The sequence below is a fragment of the Arthrobacter sp. B6 genome (genome assembly GCF_001663775.1).
GTDB lineage: Bacteria > Actinomycetota > Actinomycetes > Actinomycetales > Micrococcaceae > Arthrobacter.
Window position 1 is genome coordinate 1,876,800 of sequence record NZ_KV467168.1, and the last position, 23,013, is coordinate 1,899,812.

The 23,013-nt window shown below is 65.6% G+C and carries 23 protein-coding genes and 1 pseudogene; 4 read left to right on the forward strand and 20 right to left on the reverse strand.

The features are described 5' to 3' along the window. Positions 1 to 10 precede the first annotated feature (10 nt). Positions 11 to 1,012, forward strand: a complete 1,002-nt coding sequence (locus tag AU175_RS08140) for an NAD(P)/FAD-dependent oxidoreductase (protein WP_066287325.1) — start codon at positions 11 to 13, stop codon at positions 1,010 to 1,012. A 61-nt stretch (positions 1,013 to 1,073) separates the two neighbouring features. Here the strand turns inward: AU175_RS08140 and AU175_RS08145 are convergent, their stop codons facing one another. From AU175_RS08145 to AU175_RS08160, 4 genes are read right to left on the reverse strand one after another with little or no spacing between them, the layout of a single operon-like run. Beyond that, the gene (locus AU175_RS08145) at positions 1,074 to 1,850 is read right to left on the reverse strand and encodes an enoyl-CoA hydratase (RefSeq protein WP_066287327.1); all 777 of its coding nucleotides are present in this window, start codon (positions 1,848 to 1,850) and stop codon (positions 1,074 to 1,076) included. Then, positions 1,847 to 2,776 carry a 3-hydroxyisobutyrate dehydrogenase gene (gene mmsB, locus AU175_RS08150; protein WP_066287337.1) on the reverse strand — a complete coding sequence of 310 codons (930 nt, stop codon included), beginning with the start codon at positions 2,774 to 2,776 and terminating at the stop codon, positions 1,847 to 1,849. The genes AU175_RS08145 and mmsB overlap by 4 nt, the downstream gene beginning before the upstream one ends. After that, positions 2,769 to 3,848, reverse strand: a complete 1,080-nt coding sequence (locus AU175_RS08155; RefSeq protein WP_066287340.1) for an enoyl-CoA hydratase/isomerase family protein — start codon at positions 3,846 to 3,848, stop codon at positions 2,769 to 2,771. Before AU175_RS08155 ends, mmsB begins: the two co-directional genes overlap by 8 nt. Further along, complete coding sequence (locus AU175_RS08160) at positions 3,848 to 5,347, reverse strand: CoA-acylating methylmalonate-semialdehyde dehydrogenase (protein WP_066287343.1); 1,500 nt, start codon at positions 5,345 to 5,347, stop codon at positions 3,848 to 3,850. Before AU175_RS08160 ends, AU175_RS08155 begins: the two co-directional genes overlap by 1 nt. A gap of 187 nt (positions 5,348 to 5,534) precedes the next feature. On the opposite strand from AU175_RS08160, the gene AU175_RS08165 reads away from it, so the two are divergent. Further along, positions 5,535 to 6,341, forward strand: coding sequence for an exodeoxyribonuclease III (locus AU175_RS08165; RefSeq protein ID WP_066287344.1), 807 nt, complete (start codon positions 5,535 to 5,537; stop codon positions 6,339 to 6,341). Positions 6,342 to 6,375: 34 nt separating this feature from the next. Continuing rightward, entirely contained in the window at positions 6,376 to 7,308 is a 933-nt protein-coding gene (locus tag AU175_RS08170) for a hypothetical protein (protein WP_066287345.1), read from the forward strand. Positions 7,309 to 7,364: 56 nt separating this feature from the next. On the opposite strand, the gene AU175_RS08175 is transcribed toward AU175_RS08170, so the two are convergent. From AU175_RS08175 to AU175_RS08195, 5 genes are all read right to left on the reverse strand, one after another. Continuing rightward, positions 7,365 to 8,417, reverse strand: coding sequence for a LacI family DNA-binding transcriptional regulator (locus tag AU175_RS08175; protein ID WP_066287347.1), 1,053 nt, complete (start codon positions 8,415 to 8,417; stop codon positions 7,365 to 7,367). Between the two features lie 132 nt (positions 8,418 to 8,549). Beyond that, positions 8,550 to 8,804 carry a hypothetical protein gene (locus tag AU175_RS08180; protein ID WP_066287349.1) on the reverse strand — a complete coding sequence of 85 codons (255 nt, stop codon included), beginning with the start codon at positions 8,802 to 8,804 and terminating at the stop codon, positions 8,550 to 8,552. Beyond that, positions 8,801 to 9,694 carry a carbohydrate ABC transporter permease gene (locus tag AU175_RS08185; RefSeq protein ID WP_066287351.1) on the reverse strand — a complete coding sequence of 298 codons (894 nt, stop codon included), beginning with the start codon at positions 9,692 to 9,694 and terminating at the stop codon, positions 8,801 to 8,803. Before AU175_RS08185 ends, AU175_RS08180 begins: the two co-directional genes overlap by 4 nt. Further along, positions 9,691 to 10,728 (reverse strand): carbohydrate ABC transporter permease, encoded by a 1,038-nt coding sequence (locus tag AU175_RS08190; RefSeq protein ID WP_066287353.1) that lies wholly within the window; start codon positions 10,726 to 10,728, stop codon positions 9,691 to 9,693. The genes AU175_RS08185 and AU175_RS08190 overlap by 4 nt, the downstream gene beginning before the upstream one ends. A gap of 7 nt (positions 10,729 to 10,735) precedes the next feature. After that, a complete protein-coding gene (locus AU175_RS08195) occupies positions 10,736 to 12,019 on the reverse strand; it encodes an ABC transporter substrate-binding protein (protein ID WP_066287357.1) in 1,284 nt (427 codons plus the stop codon). A gap of 126 nt (positions 12,020 to 12,145) precedes the next feature. On the opposite strand from AU175_RS08195, the gene AU175_RS08200 reads away from it, so the two are divergent. After that, positions 12,146 to 13,984: a glycoside hydrolase family 13 protein gene (locus tag AU175_RS08200; RefSeq protein WP_066287359.1), complete on the forward strand. Its 1,839-nt coding sequence runs from the start codon at positions 12,146 to 12,148 to the stop codon at positions 13,982 to 13,984. A 3-nt stretch (positions 13,985 to 13,987) separates the two neighbouring features. On the opposite strand, the gene AU175_RS08205 is transcribed toward AU175_RS08200, so the two are convergent. From AU175_RS08205 to AU175_RS08250, 11 genes and pseudogenes are all read right to left on the reverse strand, one after another. Beyond that, entirely contained in the window at positions 13,988 to 14,599 is a 612-nt protein-coding gene (locus AU175_RS08205) for a hypothetical protein (RefSeq protein WP_066287361.1), read from the reverse strand. Further along, a complete protein-coding gene (locus AU175_RS08210) occupies positions 14,596 to 15,189 on the reverse strand; it encodes a DUF6286 domain-containing protein (RefSeq protein WP_066287363.1) in 594 nt (197 codons plus the stop codon). Before AU175_RS08210 ends, AU175_RS08205 begins: the two co-directional genes overlap by 4 nt. Then, on the reverse strand, positions 15,186 to 15,566 hold the full coding sequence (locus AU175_RS08215; RefSeq protein ID WP_066287365.1) for a hypothetical protein: 381 nt from the start codon (positions 15,564 to 15,566) through the stop codon (positions 15,186 to 15,188). The genes AU175_RS08210 and AU175_RS08215 overlap by 4 nt, the downstream gene beginning before the upstream one ends. Next, complete coding sequence (locus AU175_RS08220; RefSeq protein ID WP_066287366.1) at positions 15,563 to 15,754, reverse strand: hypothetical protein; 192 nt, start codon at positions 15,752 to 15,754, stop codon at positions 15,563 to 15,565. Before AU175_RS08220 ends, AU175_RS08215 begins: the two co-directional genes overlap by 4 nt. Next, entirely contained in the window at positions 15,751 to 16,206 is a 456-nt protein-coding gene (locus AU175_RS08225) for an Asp23/Gls24 family envelope stress response protein (protein ID WP_066287369.1), read from the reverse strand. The genes AU175_RS08220 and AU175_RS08225 overlap by 4 nt, the downstream gene beginning before the upstream one ends. Before the next feature lie 135 nt (positions 16,207 to 16,341). Further along, the gene (locus AU175_RS08230) at positions 16,342 to 17,937 is read right to left on the reverse strand and encodes a glycoside hydrolase family 68 protein (RefSeq protein WP_066287371.1); all 1,596 of its coding nucleotides are present in this window, start codon (positions 17,935 to 17,937) and stop codon (positions 16,342 to 16,344) included. Positions 17,938 to 18,382: 445 nt separating this feature from the next. Continuing rightward, entirely contained in the window at positions 18,383 to 18,943 is a 561-nt protein-coding gene (locus AU175_RS22335) for a GH32 C-terminal domain-containing protein (RefSeq protein ID WP_269449490.1), read from the reverse strand. After that, positions 18,917 to 19,972: pseudogene (locus AU175_RS22340) on the reverse strand (glycoside hydrolase family 32 protein); the annotation flags it as partial. The pseudogene AU175_RS22340 and the gene AU175_RS22335, both read right to left, overlap by 27 nt. Continuing rightward, positions 19,969 to 21,051, reverse strand: coding sequence for an ATP-binding cassette domain-containing protein (locus AU175_RS08240; protein WP_066287373.1), 1,083 nt, complete (start codon positions 21,049 to 21,051; stop codon positions 19,969 to 19,971). The gene AU175_RS08240 and the pseudogene AU175_RS22340, both read right to left, overlap by 4 nt. Next, entirely contained in the window at positions 21,048 to 21,998 is a 951-nt protein-coding gene (locus AU175_RS08245) for an ABC transporter ATP-binding protein (RefSeq protein ID WP_066287375.1), read from the reverse strand. The genes AU175_RS08240 and AU175_RS08245 overlap by 4 nt, the downstream gene beginning before the upstream one ends. Beyond that, positions 21,995 to 23,008 carry an ABC transporter permease gene (locus AU175_RS08250; RefSeq protein WP_231938493.1) on the reverse strand — a complete coding sequence of 338 codons (1,014 nt, stop codon included), beginning with the start codon at positions 23,006 to 23,008 and terminating at the stop codon, positions 21,995 to 21,997. Before AU175_RS08250 ends, AU175_RS08245 begins: the two co-directional genes overlap by 4 nt. Positions 23,009 to 23,013 lie beyond the last annotated feature (5 nt).

Below are 23,013 nucleotides of genomic sequence, written 5' to 3' on the forward strand. Positions count from 1 at the left end.
GTTGCCACTAATGGCAGCAGCCACAGACCATGGAGGCGTGAGCACAGAACATGACAACGCGTACGACGTCCTGATTATCGGTGGCGGGGCTGCGGGCCTGAGTGCCGCCCAGATGCTGGGGCGGTCGCGCCGCTCAGTGGCTGTGATCGACAGCGGCCAACCCCGCAACGCCCCGGCCCAGGGCGTCCACGGGTTCCTGTCCCGCGACGGCGCCAGCCCGGCCGAACTTCTGAGGATCGGACGTGCCGAAGCCGAGCACTACGGCGCCCTGACAGTCCGGGGTGAGGCCGTCGCCGCTGCGGGCAACGTCGCAGACGGTTTCGCCGTGACGCTGAGGGACGGCGGTGTGATCCGCGGGCGCCGCCTCCTGATCACCACCGGCCTGGTGGACGAACTGCCCGAAATTGCGGGGCTCCGCGAGCGCTGGGGCAAGGACGTGCTGCATTGCCCGTTCTGCCACGGCTGGGAGGTGCAGGACCAGGCCATCGGCATCCTGGGCAAAGGCCCCTGGTCGGTGCACCAGGCACTGCTGTTCCGGCAGTGGAGCAGCAACATCACGCTTTTCCTCAACGAGCTGGTCCAGCCCGCCGACGATGAACTGGAGCAGCTGGCCGCCCGGGGCATCAAGGTGGTGGGGGGCGCCGTCGAATCACTCCGGATCGAGCAGGACAGGCTGCGCGGGGTGGCTCTGGCAGGCGGTCCGGAAATAGCCGTTGACGCCGTGGTTGTTGGACCCCAGGTCCAGGCAAGGCTGGACGCCTTCGCCGGTCTCGCCCTGTCGTCTGTCCCGCATCCGATGGGCGTCGGGGATTACCTTGAGACCGATGCCGACGGCGCAACCGCTGTCCCGGGCGTGTGGGCAGCGGGCAACGTGACGGACATGCGTGCGCAGGTTCTGGCATCGGCGGCAGCAGGTGCGTGGACCGCCGTCGTGATCAACAACCACCTGATGGCCGAGGAGCTGGCTGCGGATGTTGCCTCTTACCGTGAGTCCCTGTCGGTTGCTCCGTAAACGCCCTTTTGGGCACCCATAACGGCGTTTACGGAGCAATCGGTGGGGAGCAATCGGTGGATCAGCGGTGGGTGAAGTCGGGCTGGCGCTTCTCCGTGAAGGCGGCCATGCCTTCCTTCTGGTCCTCGCTGGCGAAGAGCGAGTGAAAGATGCGGCGTTCGAACAGGACACCCTGGGCCAGCCCTGTTTCGAAGGCGGCGTTCACGGCCTCTTTCGCCAGCATGGCCACGGGCTTGGACTTGGACGCGATGACCTCGGCAGCCTTCAGGGCCTCCTCCACCACGGTCTCGGCAGGCACCACGCGGGAGACGAGTCCGCAGCGTTCCGCCTCCTCGGCGCCGATGAAACGTCCGGTCAGGATCATGTCCATGGCCTTCGCCTTGCCCACGGCGCGGGTGAGGCGCTGCGAGCCGCCCATGCCAGGCAGCACACCGAGGTTGATCTCCGGCTGGCCGAACTTGGCGTTGTCACCGGCAATGATGAGATCGCACATCATTGCCAGTTCGCAGCCGCCACCCAGCGCGAACCCGGACACCGCTGCGATCGTTGGAATGCGCAGCCGGGTGAAGTCCTCCCAGCCGCGGAACCAGTCGGCGGCGAACATGTCCATGTACCCCTGGGCAGCCATCTCCTTGATGTCCGCCCCCGCGGCGAACGCCTTCCCGGAACCGGTAACCACCACCGCTCCCACGGCCGGGTCCGAGTCCATGGCCGTGACTGCTGCCACGAGCTGCTCCATGGTGGCCTTGTCCAGGGCGTTGAGGGCCTCCGGCCTGTTGAGCGTGACCAGGCCTACCCGGCCGCGCTGTTCCACCAGGATGTTCGTGTACTCCGTCATGCCTGACTCCTGTCGCTGTCCGACTTGTCGCGGATGTCCGTGATGATTCCGGAGAAATCCCGGCCTGCTCCGCCTTCAGCGGCAAACGTATCGTAAATTTCCGAAGCGAGCGGGCCCAGCCGGGCCGCCACGCCCGTGCTCTGCAGGGCGTTCAGCGCCAGCTTGAGGTCCTTCGCCATCAGCGCTCCGGCGAAGCCTGGCTGGTAGTCGCGGTTGGCGGGGCTGCTGGGGACCGGACCCGGAACGGGGCAGTTGGTGGTCAGCGCCCAGCACTGTCCGGAAGCCGCGGAGGCGACGTCGAACAGCGCCTGGTGCGTCAGTCCAAGCTTCTCCCCCAGCACAAAGGCCTCGCTCACGGCGATCATGGAGACCCCCAGGATGAGGTTGTTGCAGATTTTTGCGGCCTGGCCGCCGCCGTGTCCGCCGCAGTGCACCACGCGCTTGCCCATCACCTCGAGCAGCGGCCGAACCGCCTCGAAGTCATCCGCTTCGCCGCCCACCATAAACGTAAGGGTGCCTGCCTCGGCGCCCACCACACCGCCGGAAACAGGCGCGTCCACTGAACGGTGGCCCGCTGCGATGGCCAGTGTGGCAGCCTCCCGCGCCTCGTCCACGTTGATGGTGGAGCAGTCCAGGAACATGGTTCCGGGAGCGGCGTCCGTGAGCAATCCCGGTGTCCCGTTCACCCCGCGGTAGGCGTCCAGCACGTGCTGGCCGCTGGGGAACATGGTCAGCACCACGCCGGCTCCCGCCACGGCCTCAGCCGGGCTCCCTGCGACGGGTACGCCGTGGGCCTGCGCGGCTTCCAAGGCCGCCGGCACCACGTCGTAGCCAGCCACGGAGTAGCCGGCATTGACCAGGTTCACGGCCATCGGGCCGCCCATATGGCCCAGGCCGAGGAAGGCGATGGTGGGATTCTCAGACATGGTCCGTCTCCTTTGGCTGAAGGTTAAGCTCAAGGCCGCGCAACGGCGCAAAGAACCGCTCCACGTCCGCCGCATGCACTTCCGACAGGGTTGCCGGCTTCCACCGCGGGTTGCGGTCCTTGTCCACCACCTGCGCCCGGATCCCCTCGCGGAAGTCCGGGCCGGCCAGGCACCGGAGCCCCACCCTGAATTCCTGTTCCAGGGCTTCATCCAGGGTGAGGCCCCTGGCCCTGCGGAGGGATTCCAAAGTCACCTTCACGGCGGTGGGCGACTTCGCTCCGATGGTGTCCGCCGCTGCGGCGGCGTCACTGCCCGCGCCGCGCAGGCGGCGGACAATCTCTTCCGCGTCGTCACTTGCGTAGGCGGCATCGATCCAGTCCCTCTGCCCCTCCAGTGCCGAGGCCGGCGGTTCCTGGGTGAAGCGGCCGACGGCGGCGTCCGTCGTCGAGCTTTCCAGCGCTTCCGCCAGCGCGGGGAGACTGCCGGACGGGACGAAGTGGTCCGCAAGCCCCAGGAAGAGGGCATCCGCGCCGCTCAGGTGGGCGCCGGTCAGTGCGGAGTGAGTGCCGGTCTCCCCCGGCGACTTCGCCAGCAACCAGGTCCCGCCGACGTCCGGCACAAAGCCGATGGTGGTTTCCGGCATGCCGGTCCGCGTCCGCTCGGTGACCACGCGGACCGAGCCGTGGGCGGATATCCCCACTCCGCCGCCCAGTACCAGCCCGTCCATGAAGGCCACATAGGGTTTCGGGTAGCCGGCAATGAGCGAATTAAGCCGGTACTCGGCGCTCCAGAAGGCCGGGGTCCGGCCTGCCTCCTCGACCATGTCCCGGTAGATGGCCACGATGTCCCCGCCGGCGCACAACCCGCGGTCCCCGGCGCCACGCACCAGCACGGTGGCCACGGCGTCGTCGTCGGCCCAGGCGGTGAGCTGGTCCAACATTGCCGTGACCATGCCCAGGGTGAGTGCATTGACCGCCTTCGGCCGGTTCAGCGTGACGACGCCCAGGTGTCCGCGGCGTTCAAACAGGACCTCGTTCCCGGATCCGGGCTCCGTTCCAGGAAAACCTGCCATCAGCTTCCTTCCGGCATCACGAAGCTGGCGCCCTGACGGATCCCGGAAGGCCAGCGCGTGGTGACGGTCTTGGTCTTCGTGTAGAAACGGAAGGCATCGGCACCGTGCTGGTTCAGGTCCCCGAAGCCGGACGCCTTCCAGCCCCCGAACGTGTAATACGCGATGGGGACCGGGATGGGAACGTTGATGCCCACCATTCCCACTTCCACGCGGCTGGCGAAATCCCGGGCGGCATCGCCGTCGCGGGTGAAGATGGCCACGCCGTTGCCGAATTCGTGCTCGCTGCACAGGCGGAGCGCTTCGTCATAGTCGGCGGCGCGGAGCACGCTGAGGACCGGCCCGAAGATTTCTTCCCGGTAGATCTTCATGTCCTTGGTGACGTGGTCAAAGAGCGTGGGGCCAATCCAGAATCCGTCGCTGTAGCCCTCAACCGTGAGGCCGCGCCCGTCAGCCAGCAGGGTGGCGCCTTCCTCCTCGCCGGACCGGATGTAGCCCTCGATCCGGTCCTTGGCGCTGGCCGCCACGACAGGGCCGAAATCCGAGTCCTTGTTCAGGCTGTGGCCCACCTTGAGCCCCTTGATGCGGTCCTGGAGTTTGCCTACCAGCCGGTTGGCGGTTTCCTCACCGACCGGGACGGCCACGGAGATGGCCATGCAGCGCTCGCCGGCCGAGCCGTAGCCGGCCCCGATCAGGGCGTCGGCGGCCATGTCCAGGTCTGCGTCCGGCATGATCACCATGTGGTTCTTGGCCCCGCCGAAGCACTGGGCGCGTTTCCCATGGGCGGCCGCGGTGGCGTAGATGTACTGGGCGATGGGTGTGGAGCCCACGAAGCCGATGGCCTTGACGCGCGGGTCCTCCAGCAGCGCGTCAACTGCTTCCTTGTCCCCGTTCACCACGGTGAAGACGCCGTCCGGGACGCCCGCTTCAGAGTAGAGCTCGGCCAGCCGCAGGGGCACCGAGGGGTCCCGCTCGGAGGGCTTGAGGATAAAGGCGTTGCCTGCGGCCAGGGCCGGACCTGACTTCCACAGCAGGATCATGGCCGGGAAGTTGAAGGGCGTGATGCCCGCAACCACGCCAAGCGGCTGGCGAAGTGAGTGGACGTCGATGCCCGCTCCGGCGTCGTCGGAAAATTCCCCTTTCATCAGGTGCGGGGCGCCGGCCGCGAATTCCACCACTTCGATGCCGCGCTGGATGTCGCCCTTCGAGTCAGCGAGAGTCTTGCCGTGTTCGGAGGAGAGCAGGGCAGCGAGCTCGTCCATGTTCTGGTTCACCAGGTCCACGAACTTCAGCAGGATTCGGCCGCGGCGCTGCGGGTTCATGGCGCCCCACTCCGGCTGGGCCTTCTCGGCGGCGGCCACCGCGTTCTGCACTTCCTCCCGGCTGGCCAGCGGGACCCGGGACTGGACTTTGCCCCTGCAGGGATCAAAAACGTCACTGTAGCGGCCGGACGTCCCGCCGACTCTCCGGCCGGATATGTAATGGGACAGTTCATGCACCATGGCTGAATGCTCCTTCGCATTGTGATCCAGGTCATCTCTGCAAGCGAATATACTCGGACTTCCTACTAAATTCCAGAGCGCGCCGGAAGCCGGACGCAGCGCCGAATACGGGCCTGTATGGGGTCGTGGCCGGGTGCCTGACTTGGGGCTTTCTCCGCCGCCGGGCCACCAAGGTAAGTTAGGGACTGTGAAGATTGCTACCTGGAATGTGAACTCGCTCCGTGCCCGCGCCGACCGTGTGGAGGCGTGGCTGCAGCGCAGTGACTGCGATGTCCTGGCCATCCAGGAAACGAAGTGCAAGGACGACAACTTCCCCTGGGAACTCTTCGAGCGTATGGGCTACGAGGTGGCCCACTTCGGCGTGAACCAGTGGAACGGCGTCGCCATCGTATCGAGGGTGGGCCTGGAGGACGTGGAGCGGACGTTCCTGGACCAGCCTGCGTTCGGCAAGGCCGGCAAGGACCCCGTCCAGGAGGCCCGTGCCATGGCGGCAACGTGCGGCGGCGTGCGGGTCTGGAGCCTGTACATCCCCAACGGCCGGTCCCTTGACGACGAGCACATGCCCTACAAGCTCAAATGGCTGGAAAGCCTGAAGACGCACGCGCAGGGCCTGGTCACCGCGGACCCCCAGGCCCAGGTGGCCCTGATGGGTGACTGGAACATCGCGCCGCGGGACGAGGACGTCTGGGACATCGACCTTTTCGTCGCCAACCGCTACACCCACGTCAGCCCGCCGGAACGCGCGGCCTTCCACGCCTTTGAAGACGCCGGCTTCACCGACGTGGTGCGTCCGTACACCCCCGGTCCTGGTGTCTACACCTACTGGGACTACACCCAATTGCGGTTCCCCAAGAAGGAGGGCATGCGGATCGACTTCGTCCTGGCCTCCCCGGCCCTCGCCGCGAGGGTTACCGGCGCATCGATCGACCGCGAGGAACGCAAAGGCAAAGGTGCCTCGGACCACGCACCGGTGCTGGTGGATCTGGCAGACTGATGCTGCAACCCTGGACCGCCGAAAGGGGGGAACGATGACCGGAAACCTCTACCGTGGCCAGGCCGGCCTGCCGTTTTCCTCCACCCTGCGCGTCTACGAACCGCTTGAGGCCTTCCCCGAGGAGCAGCGCGAGGCCATCCGGGCCGCAGGCTCCCGCACCGCCTCCCGGGCAGCAGTGGAAAACGCCGAGCTGCTCGCCTCTCTTGGTCGGATCACCCGTGCGGGCGGCGATCCGTTTCCCACCGGGCGCACCGACCTGGTCCGGGTGACCACCGCTCCCGGCGTGCCGGGACCGGCATTGCCGGCAGATGCCCCGGCAGCGGGAACGTCCGACGGCGGCGCTGACGCCAACACAGGTGCCGGCGCGGAACCAGTGCTGCTGTACTGCCCCAGCCAACTGGTACTGCGGGCCGGGCTGGCAGCCAACGCCCTGATGGAAGGCATCCACGGTCCCCTGGCTGAGCTGCTGATTCCGGAGGAACAGCGGGACAAACACCAGGAACGCATCGATCTCGTCAAGGCCCGCGACGGATCCATCCGGGTCCATACCCGCGCTTCAACATGGGGCATTCCGTTCAGCTGGTTCTCGCTGTTTATGGAAAGCGACCGCAAGGACGTGGTGGAATCCGGCGGGCGGATCCTCACGGTCCGTGTCTGGGCCCCCATCACCGAGGCCATGGAGCGTGCACGGTACGCCGTGGCCAACCTGGCCCTGGCCGCCCCGGACCTGGACATGCTGGACGATCTCGCCCAGCTCACGGAATGGCTGGAGCTTTTCCACGTCAATTCCATGGTGGAGCTGGATTACGGGGCGGTGGCGGACAAGGTATACCCGGACGAGTCTCCGATGGACATCAGGCTGGGCATCGAGTGCCTGGCCGAGGGTGACATGACCGGTGCCGCCGCGGCGTACCGCCGGCTGGCCTCCCGCTGGATCCCCATCAGGCAACTGGCCCGGGCGTCCTAGGTTCGGGCCTTCATCGGCGGTTTCCCGGGATATCAGTGGTTTCCAGGATCGGGGCGCTAGGCGCGGGGCCGCGCCGTCGTTCTCCGGATGATGAGCTCGTGGGGTGCGACCGCGGAGCGCACCGCCCCCGTAACGCCGTCGAGCTCGTCCAGCAGCATTTTGGTGGCGAGCTCGGCCTGCTCATCCGGACGCTGGCCGACGGTGGTCAGGCCCATCGGCTCAGCGAAATCATGGTTGTCGATTCCCACCACGGAGAGTTCCTCAGGGACGCGGACCCCCAGGCGCATTGCCTCAAAGACAACTCCCATAGCCATTTCGTCGGAGGCACAGAAGATGGCGGTGGGTTTGTCGCCGGGCGATGCCCACAGCCGGCGGAAAGCCTCCTGCCCGCTGCGGACCGTAAAATCGCCCCATTCATCCCAATCGGGGTTGGTGGGCAGGCCTGCGCCCTGCATCACGTCCTTGAAGGCCAGGATACGGACCCGGGGAACGTCGAAGTTCAGGTCGGTTTCGTCGTCGCCGTGGATGAGGGCAATGTCGCGGTGCCCCAGCTCGATCAGGTGCCGGACCGCGGTGGAGGCGGCGGCGTAGTCATCGATGCCGATGTACGCGCATTCCTCGACATGGCCGCCCACCACCACCAACGGGATGTCAATTTTTTGCAAATGGTCCAGCTCCTCATGGGTAAGAGCCATGCACAGCACCAGCAGCGCATCGATCTGCTTGTAGACCATGGTCTTGCTGAAGAGCCGCTCCCGGTTGCTGCCGTGGCCGCCCAGGTTGAACAACGAGAGGTTGTAGCTGCGGGCGTGGAGTTCACGGTCGGCGCCCTCGATGGCCTTGGAAAAGAACCACCTGCTCACGAAGGGAGCCAGCACCCCGATGGTCTTAGTGCGTCCGGTGGCCAGCCCGGACGCAGAAGATGACGCAACGTAGCCGAGTTCGCCAGCCACCTCAAGGATCTTTTCCCGGGTGGCCGGCGACACCCGTGGCAGTCCCCGCACGGCCCGCGAGACGGTGGCTGTGGACACCCCCGCGGCGGCTGCCACATCCTCAATGCTGACGCCGCTGTGGCCGCCGCGTTGGGACCTTTCAGATGTGCGTGCCACGGTTGTTCCCTCATGTACTCCCTGCAGGCGTACGCCCTGCTCCAGTGCAATACCCCCACGCCATAGTATTTTGACCGCCGCCCCACTTCGCAGTGTTACCTGCGTCCGTGGAGGCGGAATCAAGGGGGCACATTATCTCCGGTCCGGAAGCTGCCGGCGCAGGCGCACCATTCCGTAGATTGCCAGGAGCGTGGCCAGGAGGCCAAGTGCCCACCACAGCGCGGGCTGTCCGGTTACTTCCAGCCAGACCGTGACCACGACCAGGACCACGGCCCAGAAACCCAGGAAACCGATGATGATGTCAAAATCCTCGCCGGACCGGGCACGGCGGCGCTCAGGGCGGACGAGACCCTCGTTCTGCCCGCCCTGCCCTGAAGACCGCGTCACTTGACAGCACCTGCCGTCAGGCCGGCGATGATCTTACGCTGGAGTACAAGCACCAGGATCACCAAGGGAATGGTGACGATGGTTCCCGCGGCCATAATGGCCGTGTAGGGGATCTGGTTCGGCTGGGCACCTGCGAAGCTGGCGATGGCCACTGTCACAGGCTGCGTCGCTTCGTTGGACAGCTGGCTGGCGATCAGGAATTCATTCCACGAGGAGATGAAGGCCAGGATTGCCGTGGTGAAAATGGCGGGCGCGGCGAGCGGCATGATTACCTTCCGGAACGCCTGACCCTGCGTACAGCCATCCACCCTGGCTGATTCCTCCAATTCCCACGGCATTTCGCGGAAGAAGGAGGTCAGCGTGTAAACGGTCAGGGGAAGCACAAACGAGATGTTTGGGATGATCAGCGCCTGGTATGTACCCATCCAGCCAATGTTGGTGAACAGCTGGAACAGCGGGGTGATCAGGGCGACGCCCGGGAACATCGAAGCGCCCAGGATGAAGCCGAGCACCAGGAACTTGAACCGGAAATTCAGCCGGGCAAGTGCATAGGCAGCGAAGACGCCGATCACCAATGAAATCACCGTGACCACCGTGCCGATGATGACGCTGTTGAGCAGTGCCTGCCCAAAGCGGTTGCCGAAGGACGTGTCGAACGCCGTCGCGAAGTTGTCCATCGTGACGTGGGTGGGAAGGATCGACGTGTCGTAAGTGAAGCCCACTTCCCTGAACGCGGTCACCACCATCCAGTACGCCGGGGCCAGGCACCAGATCAAAATGACGGCTGCACTGATGTACGTTCGCCCCTGCGCCCACTTCTCCCGGTTCTGGGCGGTCTTGCGTCCCTTGTCCTGCCGGGCCCGCAACTCCGTGGCTGTAGCCGAGGTCATTTCTTCCCCTTACCGGTTGCGCCGCTTTGTTCCACAACGTTCGCGCCGAGGAAGCGGACGAAGATGAAAGCGACCAGAAAGATGATGATGAACGTAATCGTGGACAAGGCAGCGGCCGAGTTGAAGCCTTGCCTGATCTGATTAATCACCAGGATGGACAGCGTGGTGGTGTTGTTCGCACCCTGCGTCAGGATGTAGGGGAGGTCGAACATCCGCAGTGCATCCAGCGTCCGGAACAGAATCGCCACCATCAGAGCCGGCTTCACGAGCGGCAAGGTGATCATCCGGAACCGCTGCCAGGCGGTGGCCCCGTCAACCTTGGCCGCCTCATAGACATCCGCAGGGATCATTTGCAGGCCTGCCAGGATCAGCAGGGCCATGAAGGGCGTTGTCTTCCACGTGTCTGCGATGATCACAGCCCATTTGGCCGGCCACTCGCTGCCTGTCCAGAGGATGGAGGCGTTGAACAGTTTATTGGCGATGCCTTCGAACGCGAAGATGAAGAGCCACAGCTGGGCCGTCACGGCGGTGGGGATGGCCCACGGCACGAGGACAGCTGCACGGACCATGCTCCGGCCCTTGAAGGTACGGGCCATGATCATGGCCATCCAGAAGCCAAGGACGGTCTCAAATGTCACCGTGACAATCGTGAAGAAGAACGTCGTGGCTGTTGCCGACCAGAATTGGCCGCCGAGGGTTCCCGGAGGACAGGCGACCGTTCCGCCGCCTGGGGCTGCACACTGCTGGCCAATCCAGTTCACATAGTTTTGGATGCCGGCCGGGCCTCCGGCCGTGAACAGCCCGGTGGCGGGATCCAGGCCGGCGTCCTTCTGGAGGGACATCACGATGGCGCTGATGATCGGGTAAACGATTACTATGCCCAGCGCAATGATGGTGGGGGCAAGCAGCCAGGAAGCCCACTTTCCCTGGCTCAGGATCTTGTTGTCTTCCCCAACGCCCTTGGGTCCGTGGTGGATCGGGGTCCCGCCCGACGCCGGCGGTTTTACCGACGTCGGGCCTAATTCGGTTGCCATAACGAACTTACGATCCCGCGCCAGCGGACTCGATGGACGCCTGCATATCAGCCAGAGCCTGCTCCGCGGACTTCTCACCCTTCAGCGCCGAGTAGGAGTTCTCCTGGATTGCCTTTGTGACGGCCGGGTAGAACGGGGTGACCGGGCGGGGCACTGCGTTCTCGATGGAGGTCTTCAGGACAGGCAGGTAAGGCAGCTTCGCCACCAGTTCCTGGTCCTCATACAGTGAGCCGAGGACCGGGGCGAGGGAGCCCTGGGTGGCAAAGAACTTCTGCTGTTCCTCTTCGATCAGGAATTTGACGAAGTCCCGTGCCGTGGCCTTGTTCTTGGAGTAGACGCTGATGGCGGCATTGTGTCCGCCGAGGGTGGATGCTCCGGGGCCATCCTCGCCCGGCAGGGCAGTCATGCCCAGCACGTCCTTGACCACGGAGGAACCTTCAGTCGTGGCGAGGTTGTAAACGTAGGGCCAGTTGCGGAGGAAGAGCAGGTTGCCGGACTGGAAGGCGCGGCGGCTTTCCTCTTCCTGGTAAGTGATGGCTTCTGCAGGAATGTTCCCGTTCGCGAAGGCGTCAACAAGGTTCTGAAGGCCTTGCTCGGCATCGGGTGTGGTGAGGCTTGGGTTGCCCTGCTCATCCAGGACTGAACCGCCGGCCGAGTTGATGGCTTCGGAGACATTGACCGTCAGGCCCTCATACTGCTTGAACTGACCTGAGTAGCAGCCGATGTTGTTGGCCTTGGCGATGGAGCACATCTCCATCATTTCGTTCCACGTCTTAGGCGGCGTGGCGACCAGGTCTTTGCGGTAGTACAGGATGCCGCCGTCGGAGGAAACAGGAGCGGTGTAGAGCTTGCCCTGGTAGGTTCCGGCTTCGATGGTGGGCTCAAGCATGCCGTCCGTATCGATGGCCATTTCGCCTTCGAGAGGCTGCAGCCAGCCGCGGGCTGCGAATTCGGCAGTCCAGATGACGTCAACGCTGGCGACGTCATAGTTTTCGTTCTTGGCCTGGAAGTTCTGGACCAGGTCATCGTGCTGCTGGTCGGCCTGGTCCGTCTGCTCCTTGAACGTCACCTGCTCGTCGGGGTGTGCAGCATTCCATTTATCCAGGAGGGGGCGGACCACGTTGCTGTTGTCCTTGCCCTGCACGTACGTGATGGGGCCGCGGCCCTCGAGGTTGGCTTCGGCATCGCCGCCGCCTGTGGTGCCCCCGCCGCCACCGCCGGCACAGGCGGAAAGCGTCAGGGCCAAAATGCCGGCAGTTGCTGCCGGGAGTAAGAACTTACGGGATTTCATCGCTTGAGGCTCCTCGCTGAGTGACAAGAAAGTAGTGAGTGCGGTTGATGTGGTGACAGTCACACTAGTAACGTTGCCGGAAGAAATGCAAGCGTTTACATCAAAAAGTTACCTGACAGGAACCAAATGCACCACTCACCCGTTCCCACCCCCGCTTCTGCGCTAAGCTCCTGGTGGGCCAGCGCCGCCGTCTACCAGGTCTATCCCCGCTCCTTCGCTGACGCCAACGGGGACGGAATGGGTGATCTCCGCGGTGTTACGGCCCGCCTGCCCTACCTGCGGCAGCTGGGAGTGGATGCCCTGTGGCTTTCGCCCTTCTACAAATCACCACAGGCCGACGGCGGATACGACGTGGCAGACTACCGCCAGGTGGACCCGCTTTTCGGGACCCTGGCGGACTTCGACGCAATGTTACAGAATGCTCACGGCCTCGGCCTGAAAGTCATTGTTGACCTCGTTCCGAACCACACGTCGGACGAACATGCGTGGTTCCAGGAGGCACTGGCCTCCCCTCCCGGATCCCCCGCGCGGGACCGTTACATGTTCCGGACGGGCAAGGACGAGGTCCCCGGCTCCGGCGACGGAAACCTCGCCCCGAACAACTGGCGCTCGATCTTCGGCGGCCCCGCCTGGAGCAGGGTCACGGAAGCGGACGGCACTCCCGGCGAATGGTACCTCCACCTTTTCGATACCAAACAGCCTGACCTGAACTGGGACAACCCCGAGGTCCAGGAGGAAATGCGTTCCGTGATGCGCTTCTGGCTGGACCGCGGCGTGGACGGCTTCCGTGTGGATGTTGCCCACGGCATGGTCAAGGAAGCCGGCCTGCCGGACTGGGACGGTGTGGCCGCCATGGTGGAGGGCACGGTGGAACAGGCGCCGGACCGGCAGCACACCCCGCCGGGGGATGCCCCGGGGGCGCACACCGAGGCGCAGGAGCCGCACCGCGCGGTTTCGCCGCTGTATCCGCCGTCGCCCTTCTTTGACCAGGACGGCGTGCATGACATTTACCGCGACTGGAACCGCCTGCTGGCCGCCTACGACGGTGACCGGATGATGGTGGCCGAGGCGTGGGTGGAACCGGCGGAACGTCTGGCCCGGTATGTCCGCAAGGACGAAATGCAGCAGGCCTTCAACTTCGATTTCCTCCTGGCCGGTTGGGACGGGGAGCGCATGGCGGCAGCCATCGAAGCTTCGCTCCTGGCTGCCGCATCCGTGGAGGCGCCGTCCACGTGGGTGCTCAGCAACCATGACACCGTGCGCCACACCACGCGCTTTGGGCTGAAGGATCCCACCACGTTCCCCAAGGGCCTCGGATCCCGGGATGAACAGCCCGACGCTGTTCTGGGGCTGCAGCGGGCACGTGCCGCCACTTTGGTCTCGTTCGCGCTGCCAGGGTCCGTCTACATATACCAGGGCGAGGAACTGGGACTTCCGGAGCACACCACGCTCCCGGACGAAGCCCGGCAGGATCCAACGTTCTTCCGCACCAAGGGCGCAGAGATCGGCCGCGACGGCTGCCGGGTGCCGCTCCCGTGGAAAGCAGATGAGCCGGGATACGGTTTCGCCGGGACGTTCACCGCGGGCAGCGCGAAGCCAACTCCCGACGCCGGCCCTGGCGCCCGCGTGCCCACGGCACCGTGGCTGCCCCAACCGGAATCTTTCCAGGACCTGGCTGCAGACCGACAGGACGGCGTCGAGGGTTCCACGCTGGAGCTCTACCGTTCGGCACTTGCATTCCGCTCCGCCCACAGGCTTGGATCCGGATCCTTCCAGTGGGCGGACACCCATCATCCGGAGGATGGCCTCCTGGCGTTCCACAACGGGGACGTACTGGTCCTGTGCAACCTGGGGACAGCCGCAGTCCCGGTACCCGCCGGCTTCACGGTGTCGCTGACAAGCGCACCGCCGGCGGAAGGTGTGGCCGAAATCCCGCCGAACTGCAGTGTCTACCTGACCCGCTGAATGTCAGCGGACGCGTTCGGCCCGGCTGAACCGCGTCCGCGCACCGGCGCCAATGTGGATCAACACGGGTGTGCGTTTGCCAACCACCGTGTCCAGGGCGTCCACCAGGGTTGCCACTTCGGCCGCCAGCAGATGCGGGGCGACGCCTTGGCGCGGGAGGAGCCGGACCTTCAGCGCCGGGCGGCCATTAACCGCGTACGTGGCGACGGTGGCACCCGCCAGGTCCGGCCGCTCCGCGAGGGCGTGCTTGAGGGCCTGTTCGGCCACCCCTCCCCCGATCCGGACTTCGCCGGCGACGTCGCCGGCGTCGTCATCTGAAACCAGCAGGTTGGTGCGGCCCTTGCCCTGCTGGGCCACCCAGGCAACCATCAGCCCGATCAGCAGCAGGGTCACGAGGACCAGCACGATCCAGAGCCAGCTCTCCGGCCTGCCGGGAAACCGGGTGCTGTTAAAGGCCTGGTTAATCCCCTGCCAGGCACCTTCCGACCAGGAATGCCACCACGTGGCGACGGCCGGAACGGTGGACAGCAGGACCAGGAAAACGCCTATGGCGAGCAGCTTGACGCCAAGGATCCCCACCAGGATCCGGTTGAGCAGGACAGGCGTACCGGTCACGCGCCGATCACCCCCGACGTTGCCAGGTTGACCCGGACCTCGGGAACCGGAACCAGCGACATCTCGCCGAGTTCGCCTTCCACAGCTTCGAGGATTGCGGCCTCATCAACCGGCACGCCGGACGTGGGACGGACGTTCACGACAATCTGGCGCCGGGATATCACCACCATGACCTGTTCCGGTGTGACGTTTGCAGCGACCCGGGCGCGGCGCGCCAGCGCCGACGCGATGACCTCGTCGTCCACCACCACCGCGGGACTGCTCCAGCCAGCCTCGTGGCCATTGAGCACATGCCGCGCGCGACGGCCGGGAAGGACTGCGTTGAGAACGAAAAACAGTCCGATCATCGCCAGCACCGCGCCCAAGGCGCCCAGCAGCAACGGGGGCATTCCGGAAGGCAGCGCCACGAGGCGTTCCGCCGCGGTCTGGGGTTCGATGAGCCAGGCCGGCTGGCCGATGGCGTGGACGGCTGATTCCAGGAGCCCGTAGGCACAGAGCACCACCACGAGGCCTGCGGCCAGGCTAGCCGCCACCGCACGGGACGAGTGGGTCTCGCGGTAAAGGACCTTTTGTTTGTCCGGTTGACTCATTTCACCCGTCCTCCTTCACTGATCCTGACCCCGCTGATCCGGATGTCCACGCGGCTGAGCCGGGCACCGCTGAGTGCCGTGACGGTAGCCAGGATCCGGGCTTTGGCGGCTACGGTCCGGTCCCAGATGGACCCCCCGAACGACGCGATCCTGGCGGCGTCGGCCACGACTGCCTTGAGCGGCGGAATGTTGATGGGCGCAACGAGGGACAGGGCCAGCAGGCCGTCGTCGTCGGACCAGTCCGCGCGGACGTCCTGGGCAGGCACGCCCAGGGCCTCCGCTGCCGCAGCCTTCGCCAGGCTGGTAAGGGCCTGGGTACTGATGCGGTTGTGGCCGGCAAGGACCTGGCCCTGAAGCGCCGGTGCAGGCGAACTCATGACGAGGAGCGCCGGCCGATGATGGCGTCCAGGACACCGCGCAGGTCCAGTTTCCCTTCCGCAGCGCGGCCCAGCAGGGCTCCGATTCCCATAAACAGCAGCGACACCAGGAAGCCCCACAGCCCGAACTGGAAGGACATAAACGCCACGAAGGCGCCTATTCCGATTCCCACAACGGTCAGGTTCACAGGAGGGCCTCCCTTTCTGTAGTGGCCGGGCCTGACGGTTTAACAGGCGGGGCCACATAGACATCCGTGATTTCGACGTTCACTTCAATGACTTGCAGGCCAACCAGCTCTTCAACGGCTCTGTAAACGGAAGACCGGACCTGGTCAGCGAGGGAGTGCAGCGGGGCACCGTAGGTGGCCACCAGGCTGATGTCCACCGCGACCTGCGTCTCGCCAACCTCGGCGTGCACTCCGGTTGCGTGGTCGGAACTGCCGACGGCGTCCCGGATGGCACCGAGGGCGCGGGACGGCCCGGAACCAAGGGAATAGACCCCCGGGACTGAGCGGGCGGCGATGCCGGCAACCTTGGCAACTGCAGTTTCAGAGATGACGGTGCGGCCCTGGCCGGGCACCAGGTTTCCGGCGCTATGTTTCTGGACGCCCGCATCGGGTTGTGGGTTCTGGTATTCCATCAGGCACTCCCCCTTCTGTTGAACCCAACCCTATCCCCTGCCTGTGCCTTAACGGCAGGAGGCGGGAACGCCGGCCAAGCCGGACGTCCCCGCCCCTACCTGCGGGAGCTGCAGTTCAGCTTCCCTGTGTGCGGGTCACTTGTAGTGGCCCTCTCCGCCGACGCGGATGTTGGTGGGCAGGTAGCCGAACGGGCCGAGGCCGTTCTTGCCGAAGCTGCGGTCCACCTGGGAAATACCGTTCTTGAAGTTGATCTTCACCGTGGGCGACAGGGATCCGCCGCGGACGCCGTTGACGTTGTCGATGAAGGACTGCACCAGCCCGCCGGGCTGCACGTAGTGCGAGTACGCCTGGAACTGCCGGCCGTTCTGGTTCGGCGTGGGCGCCTCCGGCGACTCGGACGGGAGGTTCAGGTCTGTCGGGGAACCCAGGGCCAGGCCGCTGTTGTTCATCGGCTGGTAGTCGGAACGGACGCCGTCGCCAACGAAGCCGTACACACCGTCCGGGCCGCGCATGCCTGCCGCGTAGGTGAACTGGTGGCTGATGGTGAACAGGTAGTACTTGTTCTTGCCATTTTCGTTCTGGATGAAGATCTGCGGACGCTCAGTCTGGTCGTTGACGCAGTTCGCGGAGAGGATCGGCGGCAGGAAGGACCACTTGGTCAGGTCCTTGTTGTCTGCCACGGCCAGGCCAACGTTGGCGGTCTGGTAGTAGGCGCCGGAGCTGTTAACCTCGTTCAGGCTCTCAGCGTTGGGGTCTCCCGGCTGGTAGCCGAGGTCCTCCTCCTCGCAGCGGTATTCGCCACGGGTGCCGCCGGTGTTGCCCTCGAAGACCATGAAGGTCTTGCCGGGGTGTGCCGGATCCGCGAACGTGTACGGATCACGGAAGGCGAAGCCGGGGTTCTGTTCCTTTGTCTGGTACATCTCGCCATCCGGCTCCAGCAGGTTGGTGTGCTGGAACCCGTCGAAGGTGACTCCGTTCTCGTCTGCGTGGATCTTGCCCAGCGCCTTGGCGATGGACGCGTCCGGGGCGATCCCGCCGCGGCCGGCGTTCCGCTCGGCGACATCGTAGAACGTGGTGGCCGTGTAGAACACGTTGACGTGGTTGCCCTGCATCAGGCGGGTGGAGCCGGACCACTCGGTGTTGCCGATCGAGGCGCCGTCGGCGAAGACGTGGCCGCCGTAGTTCCACTTGTCCTTGGCCGGGTCGGCGTTGGTCTTGCGGAAGAAGTAGCCGATCCGGGCGTTCCAGTGGCGCTGGTCGAAGCCGTACCCGGCGTGGCGGTCGGCCACGAGCGAGAAGACGACGTCCCAGCCCTTGTAGCTGATCTGGTTCGAGTGCTCGTCAGTGAGGGACCAGGTGTCCCAGACCCACACGTCGTCATTCATCGTGGGGAAATCCTCGGGGATCTCCGGCATGGTGACATCCGGGCTCATGGAGTTCTCGCCAGGAGCCACGGTCGAGTCGCTCTGCGCCATGATCTGCTTGGCATCCGCGCGGGTCCACTTGGAGGTGAAGTCCGACGCCGGGTCATGGGCCTGCTGGCTGTGCTTGGTGGGCACGGGGAAGCCCGGGGTCGGGGCCGGCATCTGCTCGGCCGCCGGCGGATCCGCCGGCTCGTTGGCCTGTGCTGAGGGAATGGCCAGGAAGGCCGAGGCCGCCACTGCTGCCGCCAATGCTGCGGCGGCGGGGCGCCACCGCAGCATCCGGGGGGCTTGGGGGTGCTTGTGCATTTTTGCTCTTCTCGCGGAGTTGAACTATTCGTGGAAGACGGGCGTTTGCCCTACTGCCTCGAACACACCGGCGAATCCGACGACACCGCAGGCGTCATCGAGGACGCCGTTGTGTCGAGGGAACGGGGCCTGGGTAGTGCCCCGTAAAGCGGCTAGGACAAATGGTTATTGCCTAGCCCGCTGTCCACGCTAGGCAGCCCCGGGAGAGGTTTCAAACCGTGTTGCGCGCCCCCAAACCCGCCTGTCAGACATTTGATGCAAGCGCTTACATCATCCAAGGCGCGCGCGTGCCATAACGGTTTTGCCCAGTCAAATGTTTCAGCCGAAACGCGTCATCGTGGGAAATGTCACGCTCTGGCTATCCTGGGTTCACCTGCATCGATTGCTCCGTTCCCGCCCTTTTGGGGCTCGATAAGGGCCGGTACGGAGCAATCGATGGGTGGGGTCAGGGAAAGAGCGGGCGGGGGCCGCCGAAGATTCCTTCCATCCGCCAGGCATCAAGCTGCAGGAGCCGCACGGCACCCTCGGCGGACAGGCGCACGGAGGTCCCGCCGAGAGTCGGATACACCCTGGCGGTCAAGGCCTTGCCGTTGGCAAAGATCTCCACGGCGGAGCGGTCCACCAGGACACGCAGGTGCAGCCTTCCGCCGGACATGACCACAGGGCCGGATTTCTCCTCCGTGTCCACGGATGGGTCCAGGCTGCTGCGGAAGCGGTCCAGGCGCAGGACTGGGTCACCGACGTCATGGCGCCGGATTTCGATAACCGTCTCCTCGGCCGCCCTGCCGCCTGAACCAGGCGCCGAACCGAGTATCCCGAGCCTGAAAACGCTCCCCGGCTCCACTTCAAGGTCCAGTTCCAGGTCCAGCTGGTTCCCCGCAACCCCTGCCAGGACCTCGCTGCCCCCAACCATGCGGGGACCGATCTGGACGTGGTCCCGGCGAAGCCTCTCTATCTCCGGCGCGGGCGCAAACGCCAGTTCCCCCTCGGCGTCCAGGGTGGCCACGCGGGGCAGGCTCATGACGCCGGACCAGCCGGCCTCCACCATGGCCTCATCCGTCCGGCCCTCCTGCAGCCACCCGAACATCACGCGGCGGCCAGCATCGTCGGCGAAGGACTGTGGCGCGTAGAAGTAACGGCCTCCGTAGTCCAGCCGGCGCAGCTGCCACGGGGTGTACGAGTCGCCCGAGTACCGTCCGGTCCAGTACAGCGGGTGCCGGGTGTCGCCGTCGTCCCAGGCGGAAAAGACCAGGACGTCAGGTCCAGCACTCCCCTCGCCCAGCGGCGCCGCACCGCCGTCGCCCCGCGGCCCTGCCGTCTCCCCCAGCACCCCGGGACCGGCGCGGAAGAGGTCCACGCATTCCCACATGGTGCCCTCCCAGTCCGTCGCCGCGGGATCGCCGGCGGACGCGTCGCCGATGAACAGCGGCCCGATGTATTCCCAATTCCGGAGGTCGTCCGACCCGTAGAGGAACGCTGTGCCCCCACGGCCCCGAATGCCCGAGCCCACCAGCTGGCGCCAGCCGGAGCCTTCGCGCCACACGCAGTGGTCCCGTTAGGCAGTGACTTCCACTCCTGCCGGCGGGGTGGAGATCACCGGGTTTTCCGGAGCCTTGGTCCAAGTAAGCAGGTCAGGTGAGCCCACGGCCACACAGGGAAGTTCACGTCCGCCGTGCCGGCCTGAGTACACCAGGGTGGGCGTGCCGCCGTCGTTCACCAGCACGCCGGACCAGCAGCCGTCGGCGTCCGGAGAGTCCGGGCCTTCGGAGGGTTCCAGCGCCACAGGCCGGTCCCTCCAGTTGACCAGGTCCGTGCTGGTGGCGTGGCCCCAAAGGATGCGGTGGTGGAAGGCGCCCTCCGGGTTGTACTGGTAGAACAGGTGATAGGTGCCGTTCCACTGGCTGACGCCGTTGGGATCGTTCAGCCAGCCCGCCGGCGAGACAAAGTGGAAACGCGGCCGGAGCGGGTCCGCCTCGGCACGGTCCACGAGTTCGTCCTGCGGCACGGTGGCCAGTGGGTGTGTGAGGCCTGTCATGCGGAAGCCACCGCTGCCTTGCGGGATTCGTCCTGGTGCGCGTCTTCCAATGCGTCGGTAGCCAGCGCGTTGCCCGCCGCTGCGGACGCCGGCCGGTACAGGTGGCAGCGGACCCAATGCCGGTTGGCCGGATCGCCCACCTGGTGCCGCACGGGTGCTGTGGCCGAGCAGGGCTGCTGCGGGTCGCCGTCGTAAGCGCACGACGCCGGTTCCATCACCGCCGCCCGCAGCGCGGCCCGGGCGGACGGATCGTAGGATCCGGTGCGGGCAGGGTCGGGCACGGCCGACACGAGCAACCGGGTGTAGGGGTGGGCAGGATTCGCCAGCAGGTCCAGTGATTCGCCTTCCTCCACCAGTTCGCCGGCAAACATCACGGCGATGCGGTCGGCGAGATAGCGCGCGGAGGCGAGGTCGTGAGTGATGTACAGCATGGAGATGCCCTGCCGGTCACGGAGCCCGCGCAGCAGGTTCAGGATGCCAATCCGCACCGAGACATCCAGCATGGAGGTGGGCTCGTCGGCGAGGATCACCTCGGGTTCGACAGCGAGGGCCCGCGCGATGGCAACCCTCTGGCGCTGGCCGCCGGAGAGCTCATGCGGGTAGGAATTGAGCATGTCCGGAGTGAGGCCCACCGTGGTCATGAGTCCGTCCAGACGGCCGCGAAGTTCAGCGGGGTTTCCGGCTTTGCCGTGCAACGCGAGGGACCGCGTCAGGAAATGGCCGATCCGGTGGACCGGATTAAGTGAGCCAAAAGGATCCTGGAAGACCATTTGCAGCTGCGCCCGGTAATCCTTGGAGGCCTGGAACCGGTCACGCTTAAGGACGTTCACGCCGTCCAGCAGGATCTTGCCCGCGGTTGGCTTTTCGAGCCGTGCGATGCACCGGGCAAGGGTGCTCTTACCGGAACCGGATTCGCCGACGAGGGCCACGATTTCGCCCCTGCCGATGCTGAGGTCCACCCCACCGAGGGCGCGGACAGTGGTACGGGAAAACAGGCCGCCGCTGTGGAAGTCCTTGACCAGGCCACTAACCTCAAGGGCGGGGACTTCCGATTCCGATGCTTTGCTGTGGACGGTCATGAACGTGCTCCTTCGAGGACGGCGGACTGATCCGCGGGCAGCGGCGCCACAAAGTGTCCTGGCGTTTCTTCCTGGAGGTCGGCAATGTTGCTGAACTTCACGCCGTCAGCCAGGCCTGTGAGGGGCACGCGCGGCCCGGTCAGGGGTGGAAACGCTCCCATCAACGCCTGCGTGTAGGGGTGGCGCGGGGCGGCGTGGATGTCCTTGGCCTTTGCAGTTTCCACGATCCGGCCGCCGTACATCACCGCCATCCGGTGCGAGAGTTCCACCATGAGTGACATGTCGTGCGTGATGAACAGGACGGAGAAGCCCAGCTGGTGCTGGAGCTCCTTGATCTGGGCCATGATCTCCTGCTGCACCACCACATCGAGGGCGGTGGTGGGTTCATCGAGGATCAGCAGGGACGGCTTGAGGGCCACTGCCATGGCGATGACCGCACGCTGCCGCATGCCGCCGGAGAGCTGGTGGGGGTAGGACTTCAGCCGGGCTGGGTCGATCCGGACCAGTTCCAGCAGTTCCGCAGCCCTCCTGAGGGATTCCTTGCGGGAGTAGCCGGCGTGCGTGGTGTAGATATCCACGATCTGGTCGCCGATGGTCATCACAGGGTTGAGCGAGTTCATGGCCGACTGGAAGACCATGGCCACGTCCTGCCAGCGGAAGCGCCGGAGCTCCTCCTTGCCCAGCGCCAGGACATCCTTGCCGCCGAACCGGATGCTGCCGCCGGCGATCTCCGCGGGGTCGCGCAGCAGCCGCATGATGGCGTTCGCGATGGTGGATTTGCCGCAGCCGGACTCGCCGGCCAGGCCAAAGATCTCGCCGGTGCCGATGCTGAAGGAGACGCGGTCAACAGCCGTGGTGGACCGGGTGTCGCCGCGGTACTTCACGGTGAGATCCTGGATCTCCAGCACGGGCTGATGCGAGCCTGGGGAGGTCTGGGAGACGGTCATGCCGCTGCTCTCTTTCCGGTAGGGATTTGGTTGGTTTTCGCGGTTTTCCTGATCTTCCGTAGTCGCGGATTCGTGACCTCATCCACCGCATAGTTGATCAGGGCCAGGGAGAAGGCCACGAGGGCGATGCACAGGCCCGAGGGCACGAACACCCACCAGCTGCCGGTGAGCAGGGCCCCTTCGTTGCCGGCCCAGTACAGGTTGTTGCCCCAGGAGACGGTGCTGACATCGCCGAGGCCCAGGAACTCAAGGCCGGCCTGCGCGCCAATGCCGTAGATGATGCAGGCCAGGAGGGTGCCCATCACGATGGAGGCCATGTTGGGCAGGATCTCGCCGAACATGATCCGCAGCGGCCGCTCGCCGGTGACAACGGCCGCCGCCACGAAGTCCTTGGAGCGAATGGACAGAGCCTGCGAGCGCAGCACGCGGGCGGAGCCAGCCCAGCCTGTGACCACCAGGACCAGGATCACGGTACCCAGGCCTGGCGGGAGGAAGGCGGCCAGGATCACCAGCAGCGGCAGGCCGGGAAGCAACAGGAAGACGTTGGTGGTGAGGGACAGTGCCTCGTCGATGAACTTGCCGAAGTACGCGGAGGCAAGGCCCACCAGGATGCCGATGAAGGTGGAGGCGAAGCCCACTGTGAGGCCCACGAACAGGGAACTGCGGGCACCGTGGATGGTGAGGGCCAGGACGTCCTGACCTTTCGCCGTGGTCCCAAGCCAGAATTCGGCGTCCGGTTCCTGGGATGCCATTCCGGTGATCTTGGAGGGGTTGTCGGGGTACAGGACAGGTGCCAGGAGCGCCAGTGCGATGAACACCAGGAGAATGGCGGCGCCGGTCATCGCCTTCTTGTTGGTCAGCAGACCGTGCACCAGGCCCTGGTTGGACCGGCGGACAGAGCCTCCGGAAGGAAGCCCGGCGCCGCCGTCGGGAGTTTTGCCGGTGAGCGGATCCACGGCACGGGTCTCGCCGGGGAGGCTGGAAGCTGTGTTTGCGATGGAAGTGGTCATGATCA